General features: G+C 64.2%; 16 protein-coding genes. 11 read left to right on the plus strand and 5 right to left on the minus strand.

Annotation, left to right across the window (positions count from 1 at the left end):
- Nucleotides 1-108 precede the first annotated feature (108 nt).
- Entirely contained in the window at nt 109-1197 is a 1089-nt protein-coding gene (locus MESS4_RS06200) for a citrate synthase/methylcitrate synthase (protein ID WP_006327815.1), read from the plus strand.
- Nucleotides 1198-1409: 212 nt separating this feature from the next.
- Entirely contained in the window at nt 1410-2540 is a 1131-nt protein-coding gene (locus tag MESS4_RS06205) for a patatin-like phospholipase family protein (RefSeq protein WP_006327816.1), read from the plus strand.
- Between the two features lie 28 nt (nt 2541-2568).
- Here the strand turns inward: MESS4_RS06205 and MESS4_RS06210 are convergent, their stop codons facing one another.
- Nucleotides 2569-3168: a TetR/AcrR family transcriptional regulator gene (locus MESS4_RS06210; RefSeq protein WP_006327817.1), complete on the minus strand. Its 600-nt coding sequence runs from the start codon at nt 3166-3168 to the stop codon at nt 2569-2571.
- A gap of 121 nt (nt 3169-3289) precedes the next feature.
- Between MESS4_RS06210 and MESS4_RS06215 the strand changes: the two genes are divergently transcribed.
- The 6 genes from MESS4_RS06215 (at nt 3290) to MESS4_RS31785 (ending at nt 11460) form a co-directional block, all read left to right on the plus strand.
- A complete protein-coding gene (locus tag MESS4_RS06215) occupies nt 3290-3751 on the plus strand; it encodes a (2Fe-2S)-binding protein (protein ID WP_006327818.1) in 462 nt (153 codons plus the stop codon).
- Nucleotides 3752-3753: 2 nt separating this feature from the next.
- Nucleotides 3754-6027 carry a xanthine dehydrogenase family protein molybdopterin-binding subunit gene (locus tag MESS4_RS06220; protein WP_006327819.1) on the plus strand — a complete coding sequence of 758 codons (2274 nt, stop codon included), beginning with the start codon at nt 3754-3756 and terminating at the stop codon, nt 6025-6027.
- Nucleotides 6024-6632, plus strand: a complete 609-nt coding sequence (locus MESS4_RS06225) for a hypothetical protein (protein ID WP_006327822.1) — start codon at nt 6024-6026, stop codon at nt 6630-6632. The genes MESS4_RS06220 and MESS4_RS06225 overlap by 4 nt, the downstream gene beginning before the upstream one ends.
- Before the next feature lie 178 nt (nt 6633-6810).
- Complete coding sequence (locus MESS4_RS06230; RefSeq protein ID WP_006327824.1) at nt 6811-8019, plus strand: efflux RND transporter periplasmic adaptor subunit; 1209 nt, start codon at nt 6811-6813, stop codon at nt 8017-8019.
- Nucleotides 8020-8021: 2 nt separating this feature from the next.
- Nucleotides 8022-11201 carry an efflux RND transporter permease subunit gene (locus tag MESS4_RS06235; protein ID WP_006327826.1) on the plus strand — a complete coding sequence of 1060 codons (3180 nt, stop codon included), beginning with the start codon at nt 8022-8024 and terminating at the stop codon, nt 11199-11201.
- 100 nt (nt 11202-11301) lie between these two features.
- On the plus strand, nt 11302-11460 hold the full coding sequence (locus MESS4_RS31785) for a DUF3309 family protein (protein WP_006327827.1): 159 nt from the start codon (nt 11302-11304) through the stop codon (nt 11458-11460).
- Here MESS4_RS31785 and MESS4_RS06245 read toward each other — a convergent pair whose 3' ends face one another.
- Nucleotides 11461-12426, minus strand: a complete 966-nt coding sequence (locus tag MESS4_RS06245; RefSeq protein WP_006327828.1) for an NAD-dependent epimerase/dehydratase family protein — start codon at nt 12424-12426, stop codon at nt 11461-11463.
- Between the two features lie 94 nt (nt 12427-12520).
- On the opposite strand from MESS4_RS06245, the gene MESS4_RS06250 reads away from it, so the two are divergent.
- Nucleotides 12521-13432: a LysR family transcriptional regulator gene (locus MESS4_RS06250; protein WP_006327829.1), complete on the plus strand. Its 912-nt coding sequence runs from the start codon at nt 12521-12523 to the stop codon at nt 13430-13432.
- Here MESS4_RS06250 and MESS4_RS06255 read toward each other — a convergent pair.
- From MESS4_RS06255 to MESS4_RS06265, 3 genes are all read right to left on the minus strand, one after another.
- Nucleotides 13390-14580, minus strand: coding sequence for an MFS transporter (locus MESS4_RS06255; protein ID WP_006327830.1), 1191 nt, complete (start codon nt 14578-14580; stop codon nt 13390-13392). The genes MESS4_RS06250 and MESS4_RS06255 overlap by 43 nt on opposite strands.
- A 448-nt stretch (nt 14581-15028) precedes the next feature.
- A complete protein-coding gene (locus MESS4_RS06260) occupies nt 15029-15337 on the minus strand; it encodes a DUF1244 domain-containing protein (RefSeq protein ID WP_006327831.1) in 309 nt (102 codons plus the stop codon).
- Between the two features lie 26 nt (nt 15338-15363).
- Entirely contained in the window at nt 15364-16161 is a 798-nt protein-coding gene (locus MESS4_RS06265; protein ID WP_006327832.1) for an N-formylglutamate amidohydrolase, read from the minus strand.
- Between the two features lie 287 nt (nt 16162-16448).
- Between MESS4_RS06265 and MESS4_RS06270 the strand changes: the two genes are divergently transcribed.
- Entirely contained in the window at nt 16449-16895 is a 447-nt protein-coding gene (locus MESS4_RS06270) for a DUF1036 domain-containing protein (RefSeq protein WP_244441056.1), read from the plus strand.
- A complete protein-coding gene (gene pyk, locus MESS4_RS06275) occupies nt 16892-18328 on the plus strand; it encodes a pyruvate kinase (protein ID WP_006327834.1) in 1437 nt (478 codons plus the stop codon). The genes MESS4_RS06270 and pyk overlap by 4 nt, the downstream gene beginning before the upstream one ends.
- Nucleotides 18329-18406 lie beyond the last annotated feature (78 nt).

Below are 18406 nucleotides of genomic sequence, written 5' to 3' on the forward strand. Positions count from 1 at the left end.
GTCCCACCCCTTGGCATATCGGCTCCGGCACATTGATTCACTTGATCAATATTGATGGATTTGTCGCTCACCATTATCTCCAATGCGAAATCGGTCAAGGAGACAACCATGGCAAACGGGCTCGACGACGTGGTCGCGGCGGAAACAGTGCTCTCCGATGTCGACGGTCTTGGCGGTCGTCTCATCATCCGAGGCCAATCGCTGCAGGAACTGGCTGGCCGATGGTCCTATTCCCAGGTGGTTCGCCTGCTGCTCGACGGCTTCTTCGAGGATCTTCAGGGTGACGGACAACTGGCAGACGCAATCGGGCAGGCGCGTGTCGAGGTGTTCGAGCAGATCGAACCCGTGCTGCCCTATCTTGCCTCGCTCGACATCTACAGCGGCATGCGCGCCGGCGTCGCGCTGATGCCGGACGGCGATGGGCTGATCGATGCACTCCGGCTGATCGCCGCGCCCGCGGTGCTGACACCGGCCTTGCTGCGCCTGCGGCGCGGCGAAAGCTCGATTGCACCGGAGGTGAAGGCCGATCATGCCGCGGATATGCTGCGGATGCTGACCGGCATACCCGCTTCGCCGACACCGGCCAGAGCCCTCGATGCCTATCTGGTCACGGTCTGCGACCATGGCCTCAATGCATCGACCTTCGCGACCCGCGTGGTGGCGTCGACGCAGGCCGGCCTGACGTCTTCGGTATTGGCCGGGCTCGGAGCGCTCAAGGGGCCGCTGCATGGCGGCGCGCCCGGCCCGGTGATCGAGATGCTGGACGCGATCGAGGCAAGCGGCGACGCGGCCGGCTGGCTGCGCGCCGAAATCGCGCGCGGCGGGCGCATCATGGGGTTTGGCCACCGCATCTACCGCGTGCGCGATCCGCGCGCCGACGTGCTGAAAGCCGTGGTTCGGCAACTCGGTAGCGAGGATGGAGTTGGTCGTCGTCTGGCGTTCGCCGAAAAAGTGGAGCAGGCAGCGCTCGAGGTGCTTCGGGTCGCCAAGCCGTCACGCTCGCTCCAGACCAATGTCGAATTCTATACCGCGCTGCTGCTGGAGGCGGCAGGCTTCCCGAAAGAGGCGTTCACCAACGTCTTTGCCGCCGGGCGCGTGGCCGGCTGGATCGCCCATGCGCGCGAGCAGCAAACGACCGGACGCCTCATCCGCCCGCAGTCACGCTATATCGGGCCGATGCCGGAGCTTGTCGCCTGAGGCTTGTTCCCACGCCAAAGACGACGGGATCCGGTTAAACCAGCTCCCGTTGCTTTGGCTGCTGCCGGCGTCCTTTCATGACGAAAATTTCATCTGTTTGCCCAAATGCGCTGATGTTATTGCGTTGCACAAGACATATATGCTGCACTGCAATATAGCCGACCGAGAGCAATCCGGCCGATAATCAGGGACAACGCCCAAGGACAAACGCCATGACGACGAACGGCAAGGCGGAGGAGAAAAAGAAGATCAACATCGCGCTGCAGGGCGGCGGCTCGCACGGGGCGTTTTCCTGGGGCGTGCTCGATCGGCTGCTGGAGGACGGGCGGCTTGAGATAGCGGCGGTTTCGGGCACCAGCGCCGGCGCCATGAACGCGGTGGCGCTGGCCGACGGTTTCGTGCGTGGCGGCGTCGATGGCGCGCGGCAAAAGCTCGACGATTTCTGGCGCGCGGTGGCGCTGAAGGGCCGCTTCAGCCCGGTGCAGCGCATGCCGTGGGACGTCGCCTGGGGCAATTGGTCGATCGAGAACACGCCCGGCTATCTGTTCTTCGACACGATGTCGCGGGTGTTTTCACCCTATGTCGCCAACCCGCTTGGCCTCAACCCGCTGCGCGACGTGATCGAGCAGGAGATCGATTTCGGCAATGTGCGCGCCTGCAAGTCGATGGAACTGTTCATCTCGGCGACCAATGTCGAGACCGGTCAGCTGCGCGTCTTCTCCGATGGCGAGATCGACCTCGACACGGTGATGGCGTCGGCCTGCCTGCCGCAATTGTTCCGCGCCGTCGAGATCAAGGGCGTGCCCTACTGGGATGGCGGCTATGGCGGCAATCCGGCGTTGTTCCCGTTCTTCAAGACGGCCGCCACCGAGGACGTGCTTTTGGTGCAGATCAATCCGGTGGTGCGCGAAGGGACGCCGAAGAGCGCCAACGAAATCCAGAACCGCATCGACGAGATCACCTTCAACGCCGGGCTGCTGCGCGAATTCCGTTCGATCGCCTTCGTCAAGGAGCTGATCGCGGCCGGCCGGCTGCCGCATGGCGAATATCGCGACATCCGCATGCACCGCATCGACGCCGACGAGGCGTTCAAGGACCTGTCGGCGTCATCCAAGGTCAATGCCGAATGGGCCTTCCTGACCTATCTGCGCGACCTCGGACGCACCGCCGCCAGCGACTGGCTGGAAGAGAATTACGACGCCGTCGGCAAACGGCCGACGCTCGATCTCTCCGGCGAGCTCGACGACGGCTTCAAGCCGGTGCGCGGCCCGGCGCCCGGCCGGCGGGTCAAGGAATTCCTCGCGGCGCGCAAAAAGCCGGAGACGGCGCGCCGCCAGGCCTGAGGCGCCAAGCCTGAAACGCCTGGGACCGTCAGCCTTTTTGCAAGGCTAGATCGATCACCCTGATCAGTGCGGCCGCCGCCTGCCGTTGTTGGTCCGGATCGCTGATGCGCGTCTTCATGCCTTCCAGCCCGTCGAGCAGCATGTCGGCCAGCAATTTTGCCGACAAGCCCTTGGCGGCAAGATCGACGCCGTTTCCGACTGCCTCGTCCTCGATCGCCGTGGCGACGTGCTCGACAAGACCGCCGCGCCAGCATCCGACCAGATCAGCCACACTCGATTTCATGTCGAGGAGCTCGGCGCCATGTGGAGAGGTGACGACGGCGCGCATCATCGAGATCAGCGCTTCGTCGATGGCCCGCGTCATGCGCTCGGCGAAGGCGCCGTCGGCGGCAAGTGCCGTTTTCGCCTGCTCGATCGAACGGCCGAGCAGCATCATGGCTATGGCGCGGAAAATGTCGGTCTTGTTCTTGAACAGAAGGTAGAGTGCCGGCCGCGACATGTCGGCGGCGCGCGCAATATCGTCCATGGTGGTGCGGGCAAAGCCATAGGCCAGAAACACCTTCATCGCGCCGTCGAGGATACGGGCGCGTTTGGGGTCGATGTCGGCGATGTCTTCAATTTCGATCATGGGCAAACACTATCTGCCACGTCTCTATTGACAAAATAACGAAATTTGTCAAGATGTATGAGGACGAAATGGCCAGATAGCCATTTCGCCTCGGGCAGTGGACGACAACAAGGGTATCCCCATGCGCCTCACCGTCGACGGGCAATCGTTCGATATCAATGCCGATCCCGAAATGCCGCTGCTGTGGGCGCTGCGCGATCTCATGGGCAAGACCGGGCCGAAGTTCGGCTGCGGCATTGCCGCTTGTGGCGCCTGCACCGTGCATCTCGACGGCCAGCCGGTGCGTTCCTGCTCATTGCCGGTCGGTCAGGTCAGCGGCGCGGTGACCACCATCGAAGGCATCGGCATCGAGGGCAAGCTGCATCCGGTGCAGCAGGCCTGGCTGGAAGAGCAGGTGGCGCAATGCGGCTATTGCCAGGCCGGCCAGATCATGAGCGCGGTGGCGCTGCTTGATGAGGTCGCGGAGCCGAGCGATGCCGACATCGACAATGCAATGGGCGGCAATCTCTGCCGCTGCGGCACCTATCCGAAGATCCGCGCGGCGATCAGACGAGCCGCCGTTCTCAAGACGGCGGGGCTCTGATCATGGCCAGTGTCGGAAAGATCGCCCGCCGCACGTTTCTCATCGGTGCGGCTGCTATCGCGGGCGGTGTCGCCGTCGGCTATTATTACTACCGCAAACCCTTTCCCAATCCGCTGCAAGGCGATCTCGCCGTGGGTGAGGCGACCTTCAATCCCTATGTGAAGATCGGCGCCGACAACACCATCACCATCGTCGCGCCGCGCGCCGAGATGGGCCAAGGCATTTCGACAACGCTTGCCGCGATGGTCGCCGAAGAACTCGATGTCAGCCTCGATCAGGTCAAGGTCGAGCCCGGCCCGGCGTCCCATGCCTATTACAATGCGGCGATCCTGGAAGAGGGCGGCCCCTTCGCCTTCTTCGACGAGAGCATGACCGCCGAAGCGGTGCGCGCCGGCATGGGCGTCGCCGGAAAATTCCTTGCCTTGCAGGCCACCGGCGGTTCGGCCTCGACACGTGATGGCTTCGACAAGATGCGGCAGGCGGGTGCCGCCGCGCGGCAGATGCTGATTGCGGCGGCCGCGCAAAAGCTCGGTGTCGCTGCCGCCGATCTGGAAACGGCCAATGGCAGGATCCTGCACAAGGCGTCGGGCAAATCGCTGACCTATGGCGATGTCGCTGCAAGCGCTGCCGTAATGGCGCCGCCCGCGGATATCAGGCTCAAGGACAGAGCCGACTGGAAATTGCTGGGGAAGCCGCAAAAGCGGATCGACATGCTGGCCAAGGTCACCGGCGCGCCGATCTTCGGCATCGATGTGACGCTGCCGGACATATTGTTCGGCACGGTCAAGATGAGCCCGCGCTTCTGGGCAAAGCCGGTCAAGGCCGATCTGTCAAAGGCCGAAAAAATGCCTGGCGTGGTCAAGATCGTGCCGATCGAAACGAATTATGGCCACGGCTTCGGCATCATCGCGGAAAACACCTGGGCGGCGTTCAAGGCGGCCGACGCCATCGAGGCCGAATGGGCCGATCCCGAATACCCGCTGGACAGCGCCGCCATTTCCGATGCGCTGAAGCAGGCGCTCGGCACCAAGGGCTCAGTGATGCGCGACAATGGCAACGTCGACACCGCCTTCGCCGATGCGCCGCGCGAAAGGATCGTCGAGGCCGACTATGCCGTGCCGTATCTGGCGCATGCGACGATGGAACCGATGAACGCCACGGCGCGGCTGAAGGACGGCGTGCTCGACATCTGGTGCGGCAACCAGGCGCCGACACTGGTGCGGCAGCTTTGCGCCAATCTGGTCGGTATCGAGCAGAACAAGGTCAACGTCCACACCACCTTCCTCGGCGGCGGCTTCGGCCGGCGCGTCGAGGTCGATTATGCGCTGTGCGCCGCGCTGATGGCGAAGGAGACGGGCGGGCGTCCGATCAAGGTAACCTGGACGCGCGAGGAGGACATGCGCCACGACGCCTACCGCCCGGCAGCCGTCGGCAGGTTCCAGGCGCGGCTTGACGATAACGGCCTGCCGGTCGCAGTCGACATGAAGATCTCCTCGCCGTCGATGATCGCCAGCACCTTGCGCCGGCTGTTTCCCTCGATACCGGCGCTCGGCAACGACAAGTCCATTGTCGACGGCGCCTACAACCAACCCTATACGATCCCGAATTACAGGGTGGCCGGCATAGCGGCCCCCGTCACCATCCCAGTCGGCTCCTGGCGGTCGGTCGGCAGCTCGATCAACGGTTTCTTCCATGAAGGCTTTCTCGACGAGATCGCCGTCGCAGGGAAAACCGACCCGGTCGTACTGCGCAAGACGCTGATGGCCGCCTATCCCGCAGCGGTGAAGGTGGTCGAGAAGGTCGCCGAGATGGCGAAATGGGGCGAGGCGCTGCCCGCCGGCAAGGCCAGGGGCATGGCGTTTACGCTCTCCTTCGGCAGTTGGGTCGGCGAGATCGTCCAGGTCGCCGACACGCCGGCCGGCATCCGCATCGAGAAAGTGTGGATTGCCGCCGATGTCGGCACCGCGCTCGATCCCGGCATCATCGAGGCACAGCTCATCTCCGCCGCCATCTACGGCCTGTCGGCGGCGATGGGTCAGGAAATCACCTTCGCCGACGGCATGGTCGAACAGTCGAATTTCCACGACTACGACGCCATGCGCATCTTCCAGTGCCCGGCCTTCGAAGTCGCCATCCTGGAAAATTTCCACAAGATGGGCGGTGTCGGCGAAGTCGGCACACCGCCGGCCGCTCCGGCGCTCGCCAATGCCGTCTTTGCGCTGACCGGCAAGCGCATCCGCACGCTGCCCTTGTCGAAGGAGGTGGCCTTCGCATGAGATTCTTTGCCACCCTGCTGACGGCTGCTGCCATGCCGTTTACGGCAGCTCCGTTCGCGAGCGCACAGGAAGACCGGGCAAAGCCATCCGCAATGGCCGATGCGGCCAAGGGTCTGGCTGAGTGGGACAAGATCCAGGCGGTGTTCTCGCATCCGCGCTGCGCCGGCTGCCATGTCGCCGACGATCGGCCGCGCTGGTCCGGCGCGCATTATGGCGGAACGCGCGTTCATGCCTTCAATGTCCAGCGCGGCGCCGGCGGCTCGGGCTTCGGCAATCCGGGCCTGCGCTGTACGACCTGCCATTTCTCCAGCAATTCCAATGTGCTGCATGGGCCTCCCGGCGCCGAGAACTGGCATTTGGCGCCGGTCGAGATGGCCTGGTTCGGACAGTCCTCGGCGCAAATCTGCGCCCAGATCAAGGATCCCGCCCGCAATGGCGGCCGCAGCCTCAGGGATGTCGCGCTGCATGTCCGCAACGACAGGTTGGTGGGCTGGGGCTGGGCGCCGGGAAAGGATCGCGAGCCGGCGCCGGGCTCGGCGGAGGAAACTTATCAAGCGATCGAGAACTGGATGGCAGCGGGTGCACCGTGCCCGGCACCGCAATAATCCATCAACTTTTCTGACTATATTGCGGTGCAACTTTGATGTAGAAGCGCGTTTCGCCGATCACGGCAATTTGAACACGGCCTTGCGCGCACCCATATCGGCAGCGCGTCCGAGTTTAGAAGACGCGGTAGTTGTTAGTAGACACGGTCTGGCCAAACCCGCGCACTGGAAAACGACGATGCCGAAATTCAGGTTCCACAAGCTTGCAGCCATTATTGTGCTTATCGGTTTCGCTGCCTGGATGGCGACGGGACAGTTCTCGTCCGTCGGCAGCGCCGTCGCCGACGGCAAGCCCAAGGCAGGCGAAGTCGAGCAGTCCAAGGCCGACGCGGGCAAGCCCCAGACTGGCGAACAGGGGACTGCCAAACCGGGGACAGCCGAAGCCGAACAGCCCAAGGCGGTCTTGCGCACTGTCGCTGTGGTGACGCCGCCGCGGCGGACCTATGCGCGCGCCATCCGCATTTCCGGACTGACCGAGGCCGACAAGCGCGCGGTCCTGGCGACACGCGTTGCCGGCGTCATCGACAAGCTGCCGGTCAAGCAGGGGCAGCATGTCAAGACCGGCGACCTCGTGCTGATGCTCGCTGCCGAGGAAAAGCTTTCGGCGGTCGGCAACGCCAAGCAGCTTGTCGTGCAGAGGCAGGCCGAACTCGCTGCCGCCCAGCGGCTGATGAAAACCGGCAATCTGCCCAAGCTGCAGCTTGATACGGCCCGCTCCAACCTGACGCTGGCCCAGTCGCAACTGGAAGCCGCGCAAGCCGAGCTCGACCGCAATGAAGTCAAGGCGCCCTTCGACGGCGTCATCGACCGGGTGCCGGTGGAGCTTGGCAGTTCGGTGATGCAGGGCGGCGAGGTGGCGACCATCCTGAAGCTCGATCCGGTGATCGCCCGCGGCGAAGTCAGCGAACGTGATCTCGGCTATCTCAAGATCGGCGACGAAGCCAATGTGAGTCTGGTCAGCGGTCAGATCGTCAAGGGCACGGTGCGCTACATCAGCCGGGATGCGTCTTCGGCAACCCGCACCTTCCGCGTCGAGGTCGCCATCCCCAATGGCGATGGCTCCGTGCCGGCCGGCATGACGGCAGAAATCGCGCTCAGCGCCCAGCCGACCGACGCCGTGATGCTGCCGCGCTCGGTGGTGACGCTTGGCGACAAGGGCGATCTCGGCATCCGCGCCGTCGACAAGGACGACAAGGTGGCGTTCTTCCCGATTGACCTGGTCGACGACACACCGACCGGCCTGGTGCTTGGCGGCATTCCCGCCGATGCGCGCATCATCGTCGCCGGCCAGGAACTGGTGAAGGAAGGCGAAGTGGTCAAGCCGGTCGAGGCCGACCAGGCGACCATCCAGAAGCTCTTGGGCGAAGCGACGACCGGGACGCAGTAATCATGGATATCGTCAAACTCGCAATCAACAATGCCCGCCTGACCATTTCGGTGCTGGTGTTCCTCATCCTTGCGGGTGCGGTCGCCTATCAGTCGACACCGAAGGAAGCGGAACCCGACGTTCCGATTCCGATGATGTATGTCAGCCTGATCTATCAAGGCATCTCGCCTGAGGATTCGGAGCGTCTGCTGCTGCGGCCGATGGAAGCCAAGCTGAAAAGCCTCAAAGGCCTGAAAGAGATGCGCTCCGCCGCCTTCCAGGGGGGCGGTTATGTGCTGGTCGAATTCCAGCCGCAGACGGATCTGGCGACGGCACTGCAGGATACGCGCAGCAAGGTGCAGGACGGCAAGGCCGACCTGCCGCAGGCGGCCGAGGAGCCTGTGGTTACCGAAGTCAACATCTCCGAATTTCCCGTTCTCGTCGTGACGCTGTCGGGAGAATTGCCCGAACGCGTGCTGACGGCTGCGGCGCGCGAACTGCGCGACCGCATCGAGGAGGTGCCCGGCGTGCTGGAAGGCGCGCTGCAGGGTGCGCGCGACGACCTCGTCGAAGTCGTCATCGATCCGATGAAACTGTCTTCCTACGGGCTGCAGCTCGACCAGTTGATCGCCGCCGTCGGCGCCTCCAACAGCCTCGTTGCCGCCGGCAACATCGAAGGCTCCGAAGGCAAGTACGCCGTCAAGGTGCCGTCGCTGATCGAGACGCCCGAGGATGTGGCCGCACTTCCGGTCGTCGCCACGCCCAATGCCGTGGTGCAGGCCAAGGACATCGCCACCATCCGCTCGACCTTCGCGGACGCCGAAACGATCACTCGTCTTAACGGCAAGCCTGCCATCGCCATCGAAGTCAAGAAGCGCATCGGCTCCAACCTGATCGACACGATCGGCCAGGTCACGGCCGTGTCCGACGCCTTCGTCAAGACGATGCCGGAAGGCATGCATGTCACCTACACGCAGGACAAGTCGGTCTTCGTCAACCAACTGCTCAGCGATCTGCAGAACCACGTCATGATCGCCGTGATCCTGGTGTTCATCGTCATTCTCTATGCGCTGTCGGGTCGCGCGTCGGTGCTGATCGGGCTGGCCATTCCGTCGTCCTTCCTGATCGGCATCCTGCTGCTCGCGATGATGGGCTACACGATCAACATGATCGTGCTGTTCAGCCTCATCCTGGCTGTCGGCATGCTGGTCGACGACGCCATCATCGTCACCGAATTCGCCGAGCGGCGCATGAGCGAAGGCATGCCGAAGGAAGAAGCCTTCGCGCTTGCCGCCAAGCGCATGGCCGGTCCGGTCATTGCCGCGACGATGACGCGTATCGCAGCCTTTTCGCCGCTGCTGTTCTGGCCAGGCATCATCGGCGACTTCATGAAATACATGCCGATCACGCTGATCGTCACGCTGTCGGCGTCGATGCTCTATGCGCTGGTTTTCGCGCCGACGCTGGGCGCCCTGTTCGCCAAGGCGCCGCCGCATCACGAGGATGACAATGGCGACGGCTGGTACATGGCGGTGGTCAAGCAGGCGGTGCGCTTTCCGATCACCGTGCTTGTCCTCACCGTCGCCCTTCTGTTCGGCGTCGGCTTTGCCTATTCGAAATATGGCGCCGGCGTCGAGTTCTTCCCGAACGTCGAGCCCGACTACGGCCTGCTCTATGTGCATGCCCGCGGCAATCTCTCGCTCGCCGAAATGGATGCCGCCACCAAGACCGCGGAGAACCGGCTGCTCGGCTGGCCGGGCGTGAAATCGGTCTATACCCGTGTCGGCAAGACGCAAGGCGGCGGCCAGGATATTCCCGAGGACGTGGTCGGCGTCATCCAGTACGAATTCGTCGACTGGCGCGAGCGCAAATCCGCGAACCTGATCCTCGACGAATTGCGCGGCGTCATGGCTGGCATTCCCGGCGTCGATGTCGAGGTCCGTGTGCCCGAGGCCGGTCCGCCGACAGGCAAGCCGATCCAGATCAGGCTCTCGGCCGTCGACCCGAAAGGGCTCGACGACAAGGCCCGCGCCGTTGCCGCGCGCATCGCCAAGGTGCCCGGCGTCATCGACATATCCGACGGCCTGCCACCGCCCGGCGTCGACTGGGCGCTCGAGGTCGATCGCGCCAAGGCGGCGCAATATGGCATCAGCCCGACCTCGGTTGGCACAGTGGTGCAACTGGTGACGAACGGGCTGAAGCTCAGCGAGTACCGGCCCGCCGGGGCGGACGACGCCGTCGACATCAGGCTGCGCCTGCCTGAGGACCGGCGTACGCTGTCGACGCTCGACGAACTCAGGGTGCAGACCTCGCAGGGATCGGTGCCGATCTCGAACTTCGTCGTGCGCAAGCCGGAGCCGACGGTCGGCATCCTCAACCGCATCGACGGCGCGCGCACGGTGGTCGTCCAGGCCAACGTCGCCGCCGGCGCCCAGGTCGCGAATGTGCAGCAACAGGTCACCCAGGCTGTCACCGAGATGGATCTCGGCAGCGGCATACGCTGGAAGCTCGCCGGCTCGAACGAGGACAGCGCGGAAGCCAGCGCCTTCCTCAGCAAGGCCTTCGGCGCGGCGATCTTCCTGATCTTCCTCGTGCTTCTGGCGCAGTTCAACAAATTCACCAGCGTCTGGCTGGTGCTGTCCTGCGTGGTCATGGCGACGATCGGCGTGTTCCTCGGGCTTCTGCTGACGGGCGAGGCATTCGGCATCGTCATGTCGGGTATCGGCGTCATCGCGCTGGCCGGCGTGGTGGTGAACAACAACATCGTGCTGATCGACACTTACGACCGGCTGCGCGAGGAAGGCTGGGACAAGGTCGAAGCGGTGCTGCAGACCTGCCGCGAGCGTGCCCGCCCGGTGGTGCTGACGGCGGTCTCGGCGATCCTCGGCGTGCTGCCGATCGCCTTCGGCCTCGGCCTCGAAATCTTCCGTCACGAGACCACGATCAACGCGCCGTCGACGCAATGGTGGATTTCGCTGTCCTCCGCGATCGTCTTCGGCCTGTCCTTCGCCACAGTGCTGACGCTGGTGGTGACGCCGTCGATGCTGATGGTGTTCACCCGCGCCAAGGTCAAGCCCGGAGCACGGCGCGGCTGGTTCAGCCGCCTGTTCCGGCGCGGCAAGGGCGAGGTTTCCGCACCGGAGGCTTCGGAGCCAGAACTGGGTGTGGAACCCGAGACAGCCTTCCCGAAGGCGGCCGAATAGGCCCTCTCTTTAGCCAGATAAGATAAAAGGCCGCCGGGGAACAACCCGGCGGCCTTTTGCATTGTCCTGTCATCCAAGACCTCAAAGCGGGGATTTTCACATGACGCTAAGCACCATTCTCATCATCATTCTGATCCTCATCCTGATCGGCGCGGTGCCGGCATGGCCGCATTCGCGTGCCTGGGGCTATGGGCCGTCCGGTATCGTCGGCGTCCTTCTGGTGGTGCTTCTGATATTGCTGCTGATGGGCAGGATCTGATCAGGCAGCCTTTTGCTCGCCTGTGTCCGCTACAGGCAAGATGCCGATATCGAAAAGGGCTTCGGCGACTGCCTTGTCCCGCGGCGTATGCGGGACACCGCCGATGATCTCAACGAGCCTGGCGGAAACAAGGCGGTGCGGCTCAAAACGCAGATAGGACATCGCGACGATCTCGCGCCACATCGCCACGAACGGGCTGCCGGCGCGCAGCACCCACCACGGCATCGAAGTCAGTTTCAAATTGCGTCCCAAGGCCTTTTCCGATGCCGCCTTGATCTCCAGGTCGGTGACGGCATGGCCCGGAAAGTTCAGCGCTTCGTAGGAGCCGAGCTTGTCCAGATTCTGCGCCAGCCCGACGAATGCCTTGGCGAGGTCCGGCAGGTAGGCCCATTCATGCACGAGGTCGACCGGCCCGGGAGCGGTATAGACGCCCTTGTTCATCTTGGCGGCAACGATCAGGTCGAACCACGATCCAGTGCCGGTGCCGCCGAAGAAATCGCCGGCCCTGAGAAGAATGGTGCGCACCCGGCCGGCCTCGGCCTCGCGCCGAAAAAGCTCTTCCATGGCGACGCGGATGCGGCCCTTTTCGGTCGTCGGATGGAACGGCGTGTCTTCGCCGATCACCGCTGGCATTGGCGATCCGTAATTGTAGACATTGCCTGGCGCGAGGTGCAGGGCGCCGTTCGCCCGGCAGGCTGCCATGACGTTCTCAGCCATCGGCAGGCACTTGCCCCAGTCGGTGTAGATCGGGTTGAGGCCGTTGAAGATGATGTCGACGCCTTCTGTGGCGCGAATCAGCGCTTCGCGGTCGAGCCCGTCGCCGGCGACGGCCGTGGCGCCGTTGAGTTCCGCCGGCACCTTGCCGCCGCGGGTGACAGCGCGCACATCGTAGCCTGCCTCGATGAAGGCCTTGGCCACCACGCGGCCGAGCCTGCCATTGGCGCCGAGAATTGCGATCTTGGTCATTGTTCGTCTCCGTGTTTGCGTTAGAACCCCAATGTGATGCCTTTGCGAATGAATGAAAATTGACTGAAATCGGCGATCTGATATTCATTATTGAATGGATATCGACTGGAACCTGATCAAGAGTTTCGTCACCGTGGCGGAAACCGGCAGCCTGTCGGCCGCCGCGCGAAAACTGGCCGCGGGCCAGCCGACGCTCGGCCGCCATATCGGCGAGCTGGAGCAGGCGCTTGGCGTCACGCTGTTCAGGCGCGGGCGGCGCGGCTATGCGCTGACTGAAGCCGGCAGCACGCTCTATGAGCGCGGCCGGGCGGTAAGCGAGCAGGCGAGCGCCTTTTCGCTGCTGGCGCTGGGGTCGGTCGAGGCGATCGAAGGCGCCGTGCGCATCGCCGCCAGCGAAGTGGTGGCGGCCTATGTCCTGCCGGAGATGACGGCGCGGCTCGGGATGGAGGAACCCGGCATCGAGGTCGAGATCGTGGCGTCGAACCAGGTCGAGAATCTCCTGCGCCGCGACGCCGACATCGCCATCCGCATGGTCAAGCCGGCGCAGAACGAGCTGCTGGCGCGCAAGGTCACCGACATTCCGCTGCGCGCCTGCGGGGCAAGATCCTATCTCGACCGGCGTGGCCGTCCGCGCCAAGCCGGCGATCTTGCCGGCCACGATCTGATCGGCTTCGACCGTGGCGACGAGATCATTCGCGGCTTTGCCCAGCTCGGCGTCCCGCTCACCCGCAACGCCTTCCGCTTCAGGACCGACAACCAGATCGTGCTGTGGGAGGCAGTGCGGGCGGGAAACGGCATCGGCTTCGGCCAGGAGCCGCTGGCCGAGCGCGATCCGCTGGTGGAGACGCTGCTGCCCGGCCTCTCATTGCCAACGCTGCCGGTGTGGCTGGCCATGCATCGCGATGTGCGCACCAGCGTACGCATCCGCCGGGTGGCGGATTTTCTCCACGAAGAGCTGAAACGCTATTCGGCCGGGGCCGGCTCCGGAGCGAATTCGGCGCGGTGAGCAAGCCCGGCCATCAGAAGAACGATCACCAGCAGCCCCGACAGCGCGACGAAGATCGGGCCGAAGCTCGAATGCTCGGCGACGAAGCCGATTGCCGATGGCGCCACCAGAATGCCTGAGTAACCCATGGTGGTGACGACGCTCATGCCGGTGCCCGACGACATGCCTTCCTGGTTGCCGCCGGCCGAAAACAGGATCGGCACCATGTTGGCGATGCCGAGGCCGCAAAAGGCAAAAGCCGCGATGGCGATGTAAGGCGAGGGCGCCAGCCCGGCCACCAGCATGCCGGCGGCGGCGGCAAGGGCCGAGATGCGCAGCGTCATCACCGCACCGAAGCGGTTGCGCACGCCGTCGCCAAAGAAACGCATGACGGCCATGATGCCGGAAAAGGCGGCGTAAGCCAGGCCGGCGATGGCAAGATCGGCGCCGAGCTCCTGCTGGAGATACAGCGCCGCCCAATCCAGCACCGCGCCTTCGGAGATCATCGTCAGCAGCGCCATCAGCCCGATCAGATAGACCAGCGGATTTCCAGGCAGCGTGAATTTGCGATGCCCGGCGACCGGTCCTGGAGACGGTTTGTCCTCGGCGATCAGGTAGCGGACCGCTGCGGCAACCGCAACAAAGGCCAGAGCCGTCACCACCGTCGCATGGGCGAGATGACCATAGTTCTGGATGGCGAAACCACCGAGAGCGCCGCCGGCGAAACCACCAAGGCTCCAGAAGCCGTGCGACGACGACATGATGGCGCGGGACAGCCGCCGTTCCACCACCACCGCATTGGCGTTCATGGCGACGTCCATGCCGCCGATCGAACCACCGAAGATGAACATGGCGATGGCCGCCAGCGGCACATTAGGGGCAAGCGCCACCGCCAGCAGGCCGAAGCTGCCGCACAGACCGAACCAGCGCAGCACGGTGCGCGAACCATGCCTGGAGATCAGGTGGCCGCACCAGGTCATTGCCACAACGGCGCCGGCGCCGAACAGAAGGATCAGCAGACCGAGCGTGAACTTCGAGATGTCGAGCCGGGTCAGGAACACCGGGATCTGCGGCGCCCAGCTACCGGTCAGGAAGCCGTTGGCGAGGAAGATGGCGGCCACGGCCCATCGCCCGCGAATGGCGGTCTGCATGACGTTTTGCGCGTGCATCGCGTAGAATCCGGTCAAAATTGGCTTTGCGCGGCAAATTAGATCGATTCAATTTTCAGTCAAGCGCTGGTCGTAAGGAAATGCTTGGACCAACGGCCGAAATAGGATCGGCATCGTTCTTGGCGGACTACCTACGTTGGAGATTAGCGGAAACGCTTCTCTCTTCGTCATCCACGGGCAGAGCAAGGAGCGTAGCGACGCGGCGCAGACCCGAGGATCCATACCACGACTTCTGAGCGATACTATGGTGCAGAACTAGCTCTGGCTGGAGCGCCACAACCATCATCCTGAACCGCTGTGCTCGTGCCGACCGTCACGGCAGGGATACTAGGGTCTCCGCGACGTCGCTTCGCGACTGCTTCGCCCTAGGATGACGAAGCCGCGAAAGCTTGGCCCATCCCAGAAGCCGGAAGAAGGTGGCCAGAGGCCGCTCGCCCTACAAGGTTCGCTAATGATCCCTGGGACGTCTTGCCTCGAATTCCGCCTTCTTGGCGTCGGAGGCGTCAAGCTGGTTGAGCGCCTGCCATTCGGCATAGGGCATGCCGTAGATGATCTCGCGCGACTGGTCATTGCTAAGGTCGACGCCCTCGGCCTCGGCGGCCTCGCGATACCAGTTGGACAGGCAGTTGCGGCAGAAGCCGGCGAGGTTCATCAGGTCGATGTTCTGGACATCGCCGCGCTCGCGCAGATGCGCGACCAGACGGCGGAAGGCGGCGGCCTCGAAATCGCGTCTTTGCTCGTCGCTGAGTTCGGTCATGGCTTGTCGGCCTCCTTGGGCCTCCTTCACAGCGGCCCGGTGCGCGAGCCGAACATTTTCACCTGACGTATATCGGGACGGCGGTCGATCGCGTCAACGATCGGCGCCAGCCGTTCGGCCCATGCCAGCGCGCCCTTGCTATCGGCGATCAGATCCTGGCGGATCTCGATCAGCGCATGGGCAAAGCCGTTGACGATGGCATGCCTGAACATGGTGTCGCCGCGCAAGGCGCCGTCATAGGGTTCGTTGTCGCCGACGACGAGGCTCTCGTCGGCCGCCAGCATGTCGACCAGCGGCCGCGCCACCCGGTCGTCGCGATCCCATAGGATGCCGACATGCCATGGGCGCACAAAGCCCTGCATGACCGGGGTAAACGAATGCACCGAGAAGATGAAAGGCGCGTGTGCGGAAGCCCGCGCCACCGAGGCGATCATGGCGCCGACCGCGTCGTGATAGGGCCGGTAGAAGCGGTCGAGCCGCCTTTCGCGCTCTTCCCAGGCAATAGGATAGTTTCCCGGCACGACGGTGCCGTCATAGAGCTGGCGGATCAGCGTCGGGTCGTCCTCGCCACGATTGGGATCGATCAGCAGCCGCGAAAAATTGGCGAGCACCGCCGGCGCGCCGAGCAGGGCCGCCAGTTCGCGCGTCACCATCTCAACGCCGATGTCATAGGCGATGTGGCGGTCGAATTCCGCCGCCGGCAGGCCGAGGCTGCCATATTCTTGCGGCAGGTCGCGGCGGGCATGGTCGGCCAAAAGCACGATGCCTCGCTTGCGGTCGCCCTCGACGATATCGAAAGGCGCGAAAACTGTGGATCGGGTCATTGGCGGGAAATGGTCTGTTCGCTGGCTTCCGGGGAGGGTGGTATCGTCATTCCACGAAGCGGACGCCTGCGCAATGCCGTTGTTTGGCCAAGGTTTCCGCGGAAATCTGGCGGATGGCGGCGGACACTGCGCCAGGGCGTTTCTAAATCGATTGGAATTGGGCAAAACGGCGCGTTGACATGCGCCCGGACTTTTCCGAAAAGGGGCGTTGAGAGATGCAAATGTGGTTCTTGAGGGGTTTCAGGATGGGTTCCGCCGGCAGGCCGCGCGTGCGCACCGCCTTCGCCATGCCGCTCCTGAGCCTTGCCGCCGGCCTGTCGGCGCTGGTTGCCGCCTCGCCGGCGCGCGCCGATTTCCGCGTCTGCAACGCCACGCAGAACCTGGTTGGCGTCGGCATCGGCTATCGCGCCAAGGCCGGCTGGATCACCGAGGGCTGGTGGCACATCGAAGGGTCGAGCTGCAAGACGCTGATCGAAGGGCCGCTGTCATCAAGGTTTTACTATCTTTATGCAGAAGACGCCGAGCGCGGCGGACGCTGGGATGGCCCGATCAACATGTGCGTGGCCGAAAAAGAGTTCAAGATCGCCGGCGTTACCGATTGCGTCGCCCGGGGCTTCCAGCGCGCCGGATTCCAGGAATATGACACGGGCGAGCAGGCAAGCTGGATGGTCCAACTCACCGACGAGCCCGCAACGGAAGGCGCTCCAGCCGCCCCGGGAACGAACAGTCAATGAGACGCAGCCGCAAGGTCAAGATCCTCGCCACCATCGGTCCGGCTTCCTCTTCCGAGGAGATGCTGAAGAAGCTTTTCGAAGCCGGCGCCGACGTGTTCCGCATCAATATGAGCCACACCGATCACGAGCTGATGCGCACGCTTGTCGGCCGCATCCGCAACGTCGAGAAAGCGGTCGGCCGGCCGATCGGCATTCTCGCCGACCTGCAAGGGCCGAAGCTGCGCGTCGGCAAATTCGCCAATGGCAAGGAGGTGCTGAAGCCTGGCCAGACCTTCACGCTCGACGACAATCCCGAGCCCGGCACCTCGACAAGGGTCTATCTGCCGCATCCCGAAATCCTGAGCTCGGTCGAGGCCGGTGACCGTCTCTTGATCGACGACGGCAAGCTCGAGCTGAAGGCGGTGAAGAGCAACGGCAAGGCGATCGTCTGCACAGTCGTTGCCGGCACCACCATTTCCGACAAGAAGGGCGTCAGCCTGCCCGATACCGACCTGCCGGTCGGGGCGCTGACCGAAAAGGACCGCAAGGACCTCGACGCGGTGCTGGCCGAGAGCGTCGACTGGGTGGCGCTGTCGTTCGTGCAGCGGCCGGAGGATCTGGCGGAGGCTCGCAAGATCGCGCGTGGCCGGGCGCTGATCATGGCCAAGATCGAAAAGCCGCAAGCCGTCGCCCGGCTGGCCGAGATCATCGACCTTTCGGATGCGCTGATGGTCGCCCGCGGCGATCTCGGCGTCGAGATGCCGCTCGAGGCGGTGCCCGGCATCCAGAAGCAGATCACGCGCGCCGCGCGCCGCGCCGGCAAGCCGGTGGTGGTCGCCACGCAGATGCTGGAATCGATGATCACCGCACCGGTGCCGACCCGCGCCGAAGTGTCTGACGTGTCGATCGCCGTGTTCGAAGGCGCCGACGCCATCATGCTGTCGGCCGAATCCGCCGCCGGCGCCTATCCGGTCGAGGCAGTGGCGATGATGAACCGGATCGCCACCAAGGTCGAAACCGATCCGACCTATGCCGGCATCATCAACGCGCAGCGCTCGGAGCCGGAAGCGACCGGCGCCGACGCCATTTCGCTCGCCGCCCGCGAAATCGCCGAGACGCTGAAACTGTCGGCGATCATCACCTATACGGCGTCCGGCACGACCGGCCTGCGCGCCGCGCGCGAACGGCCGCAGGTGCCGATCATAGCGCTGTCGCCGATCCTCAACACGGCGCGGCGGCTGTCGCTGTTGTGGGGCACGCATTGTGTTGTTTCGCCCGATGCGACCGACCTCGACGACATGGTCGACCGCGCCTGCCGCATCGCTTTGGACGAGGGGTTCGGCAAGCCGGGCGACCGGGTCATCATCACGGCCGGCGTGCCGCTGAGGACGCCGGGCTCCACCAACATGCTGCGCATCGCCTATGTCGGGTCGGACGTGCAGGCCAGCCGTTAGGCTGGCTCTTTGGCGAGTCGAACACCAGGCCAGTACTGCAACCGTCTCACGGAACTTGTCGACGTCGGCAGCGCTTCG

This window comes from Mesorhizobium sp. STM 4661, from assembly GCF_000359125.1.
GTDB lineage: Bacteria > Pseudomonadota > Alphaproteobacteria > Rhizobiales > Rhizobiaceae > Mesorhizobium.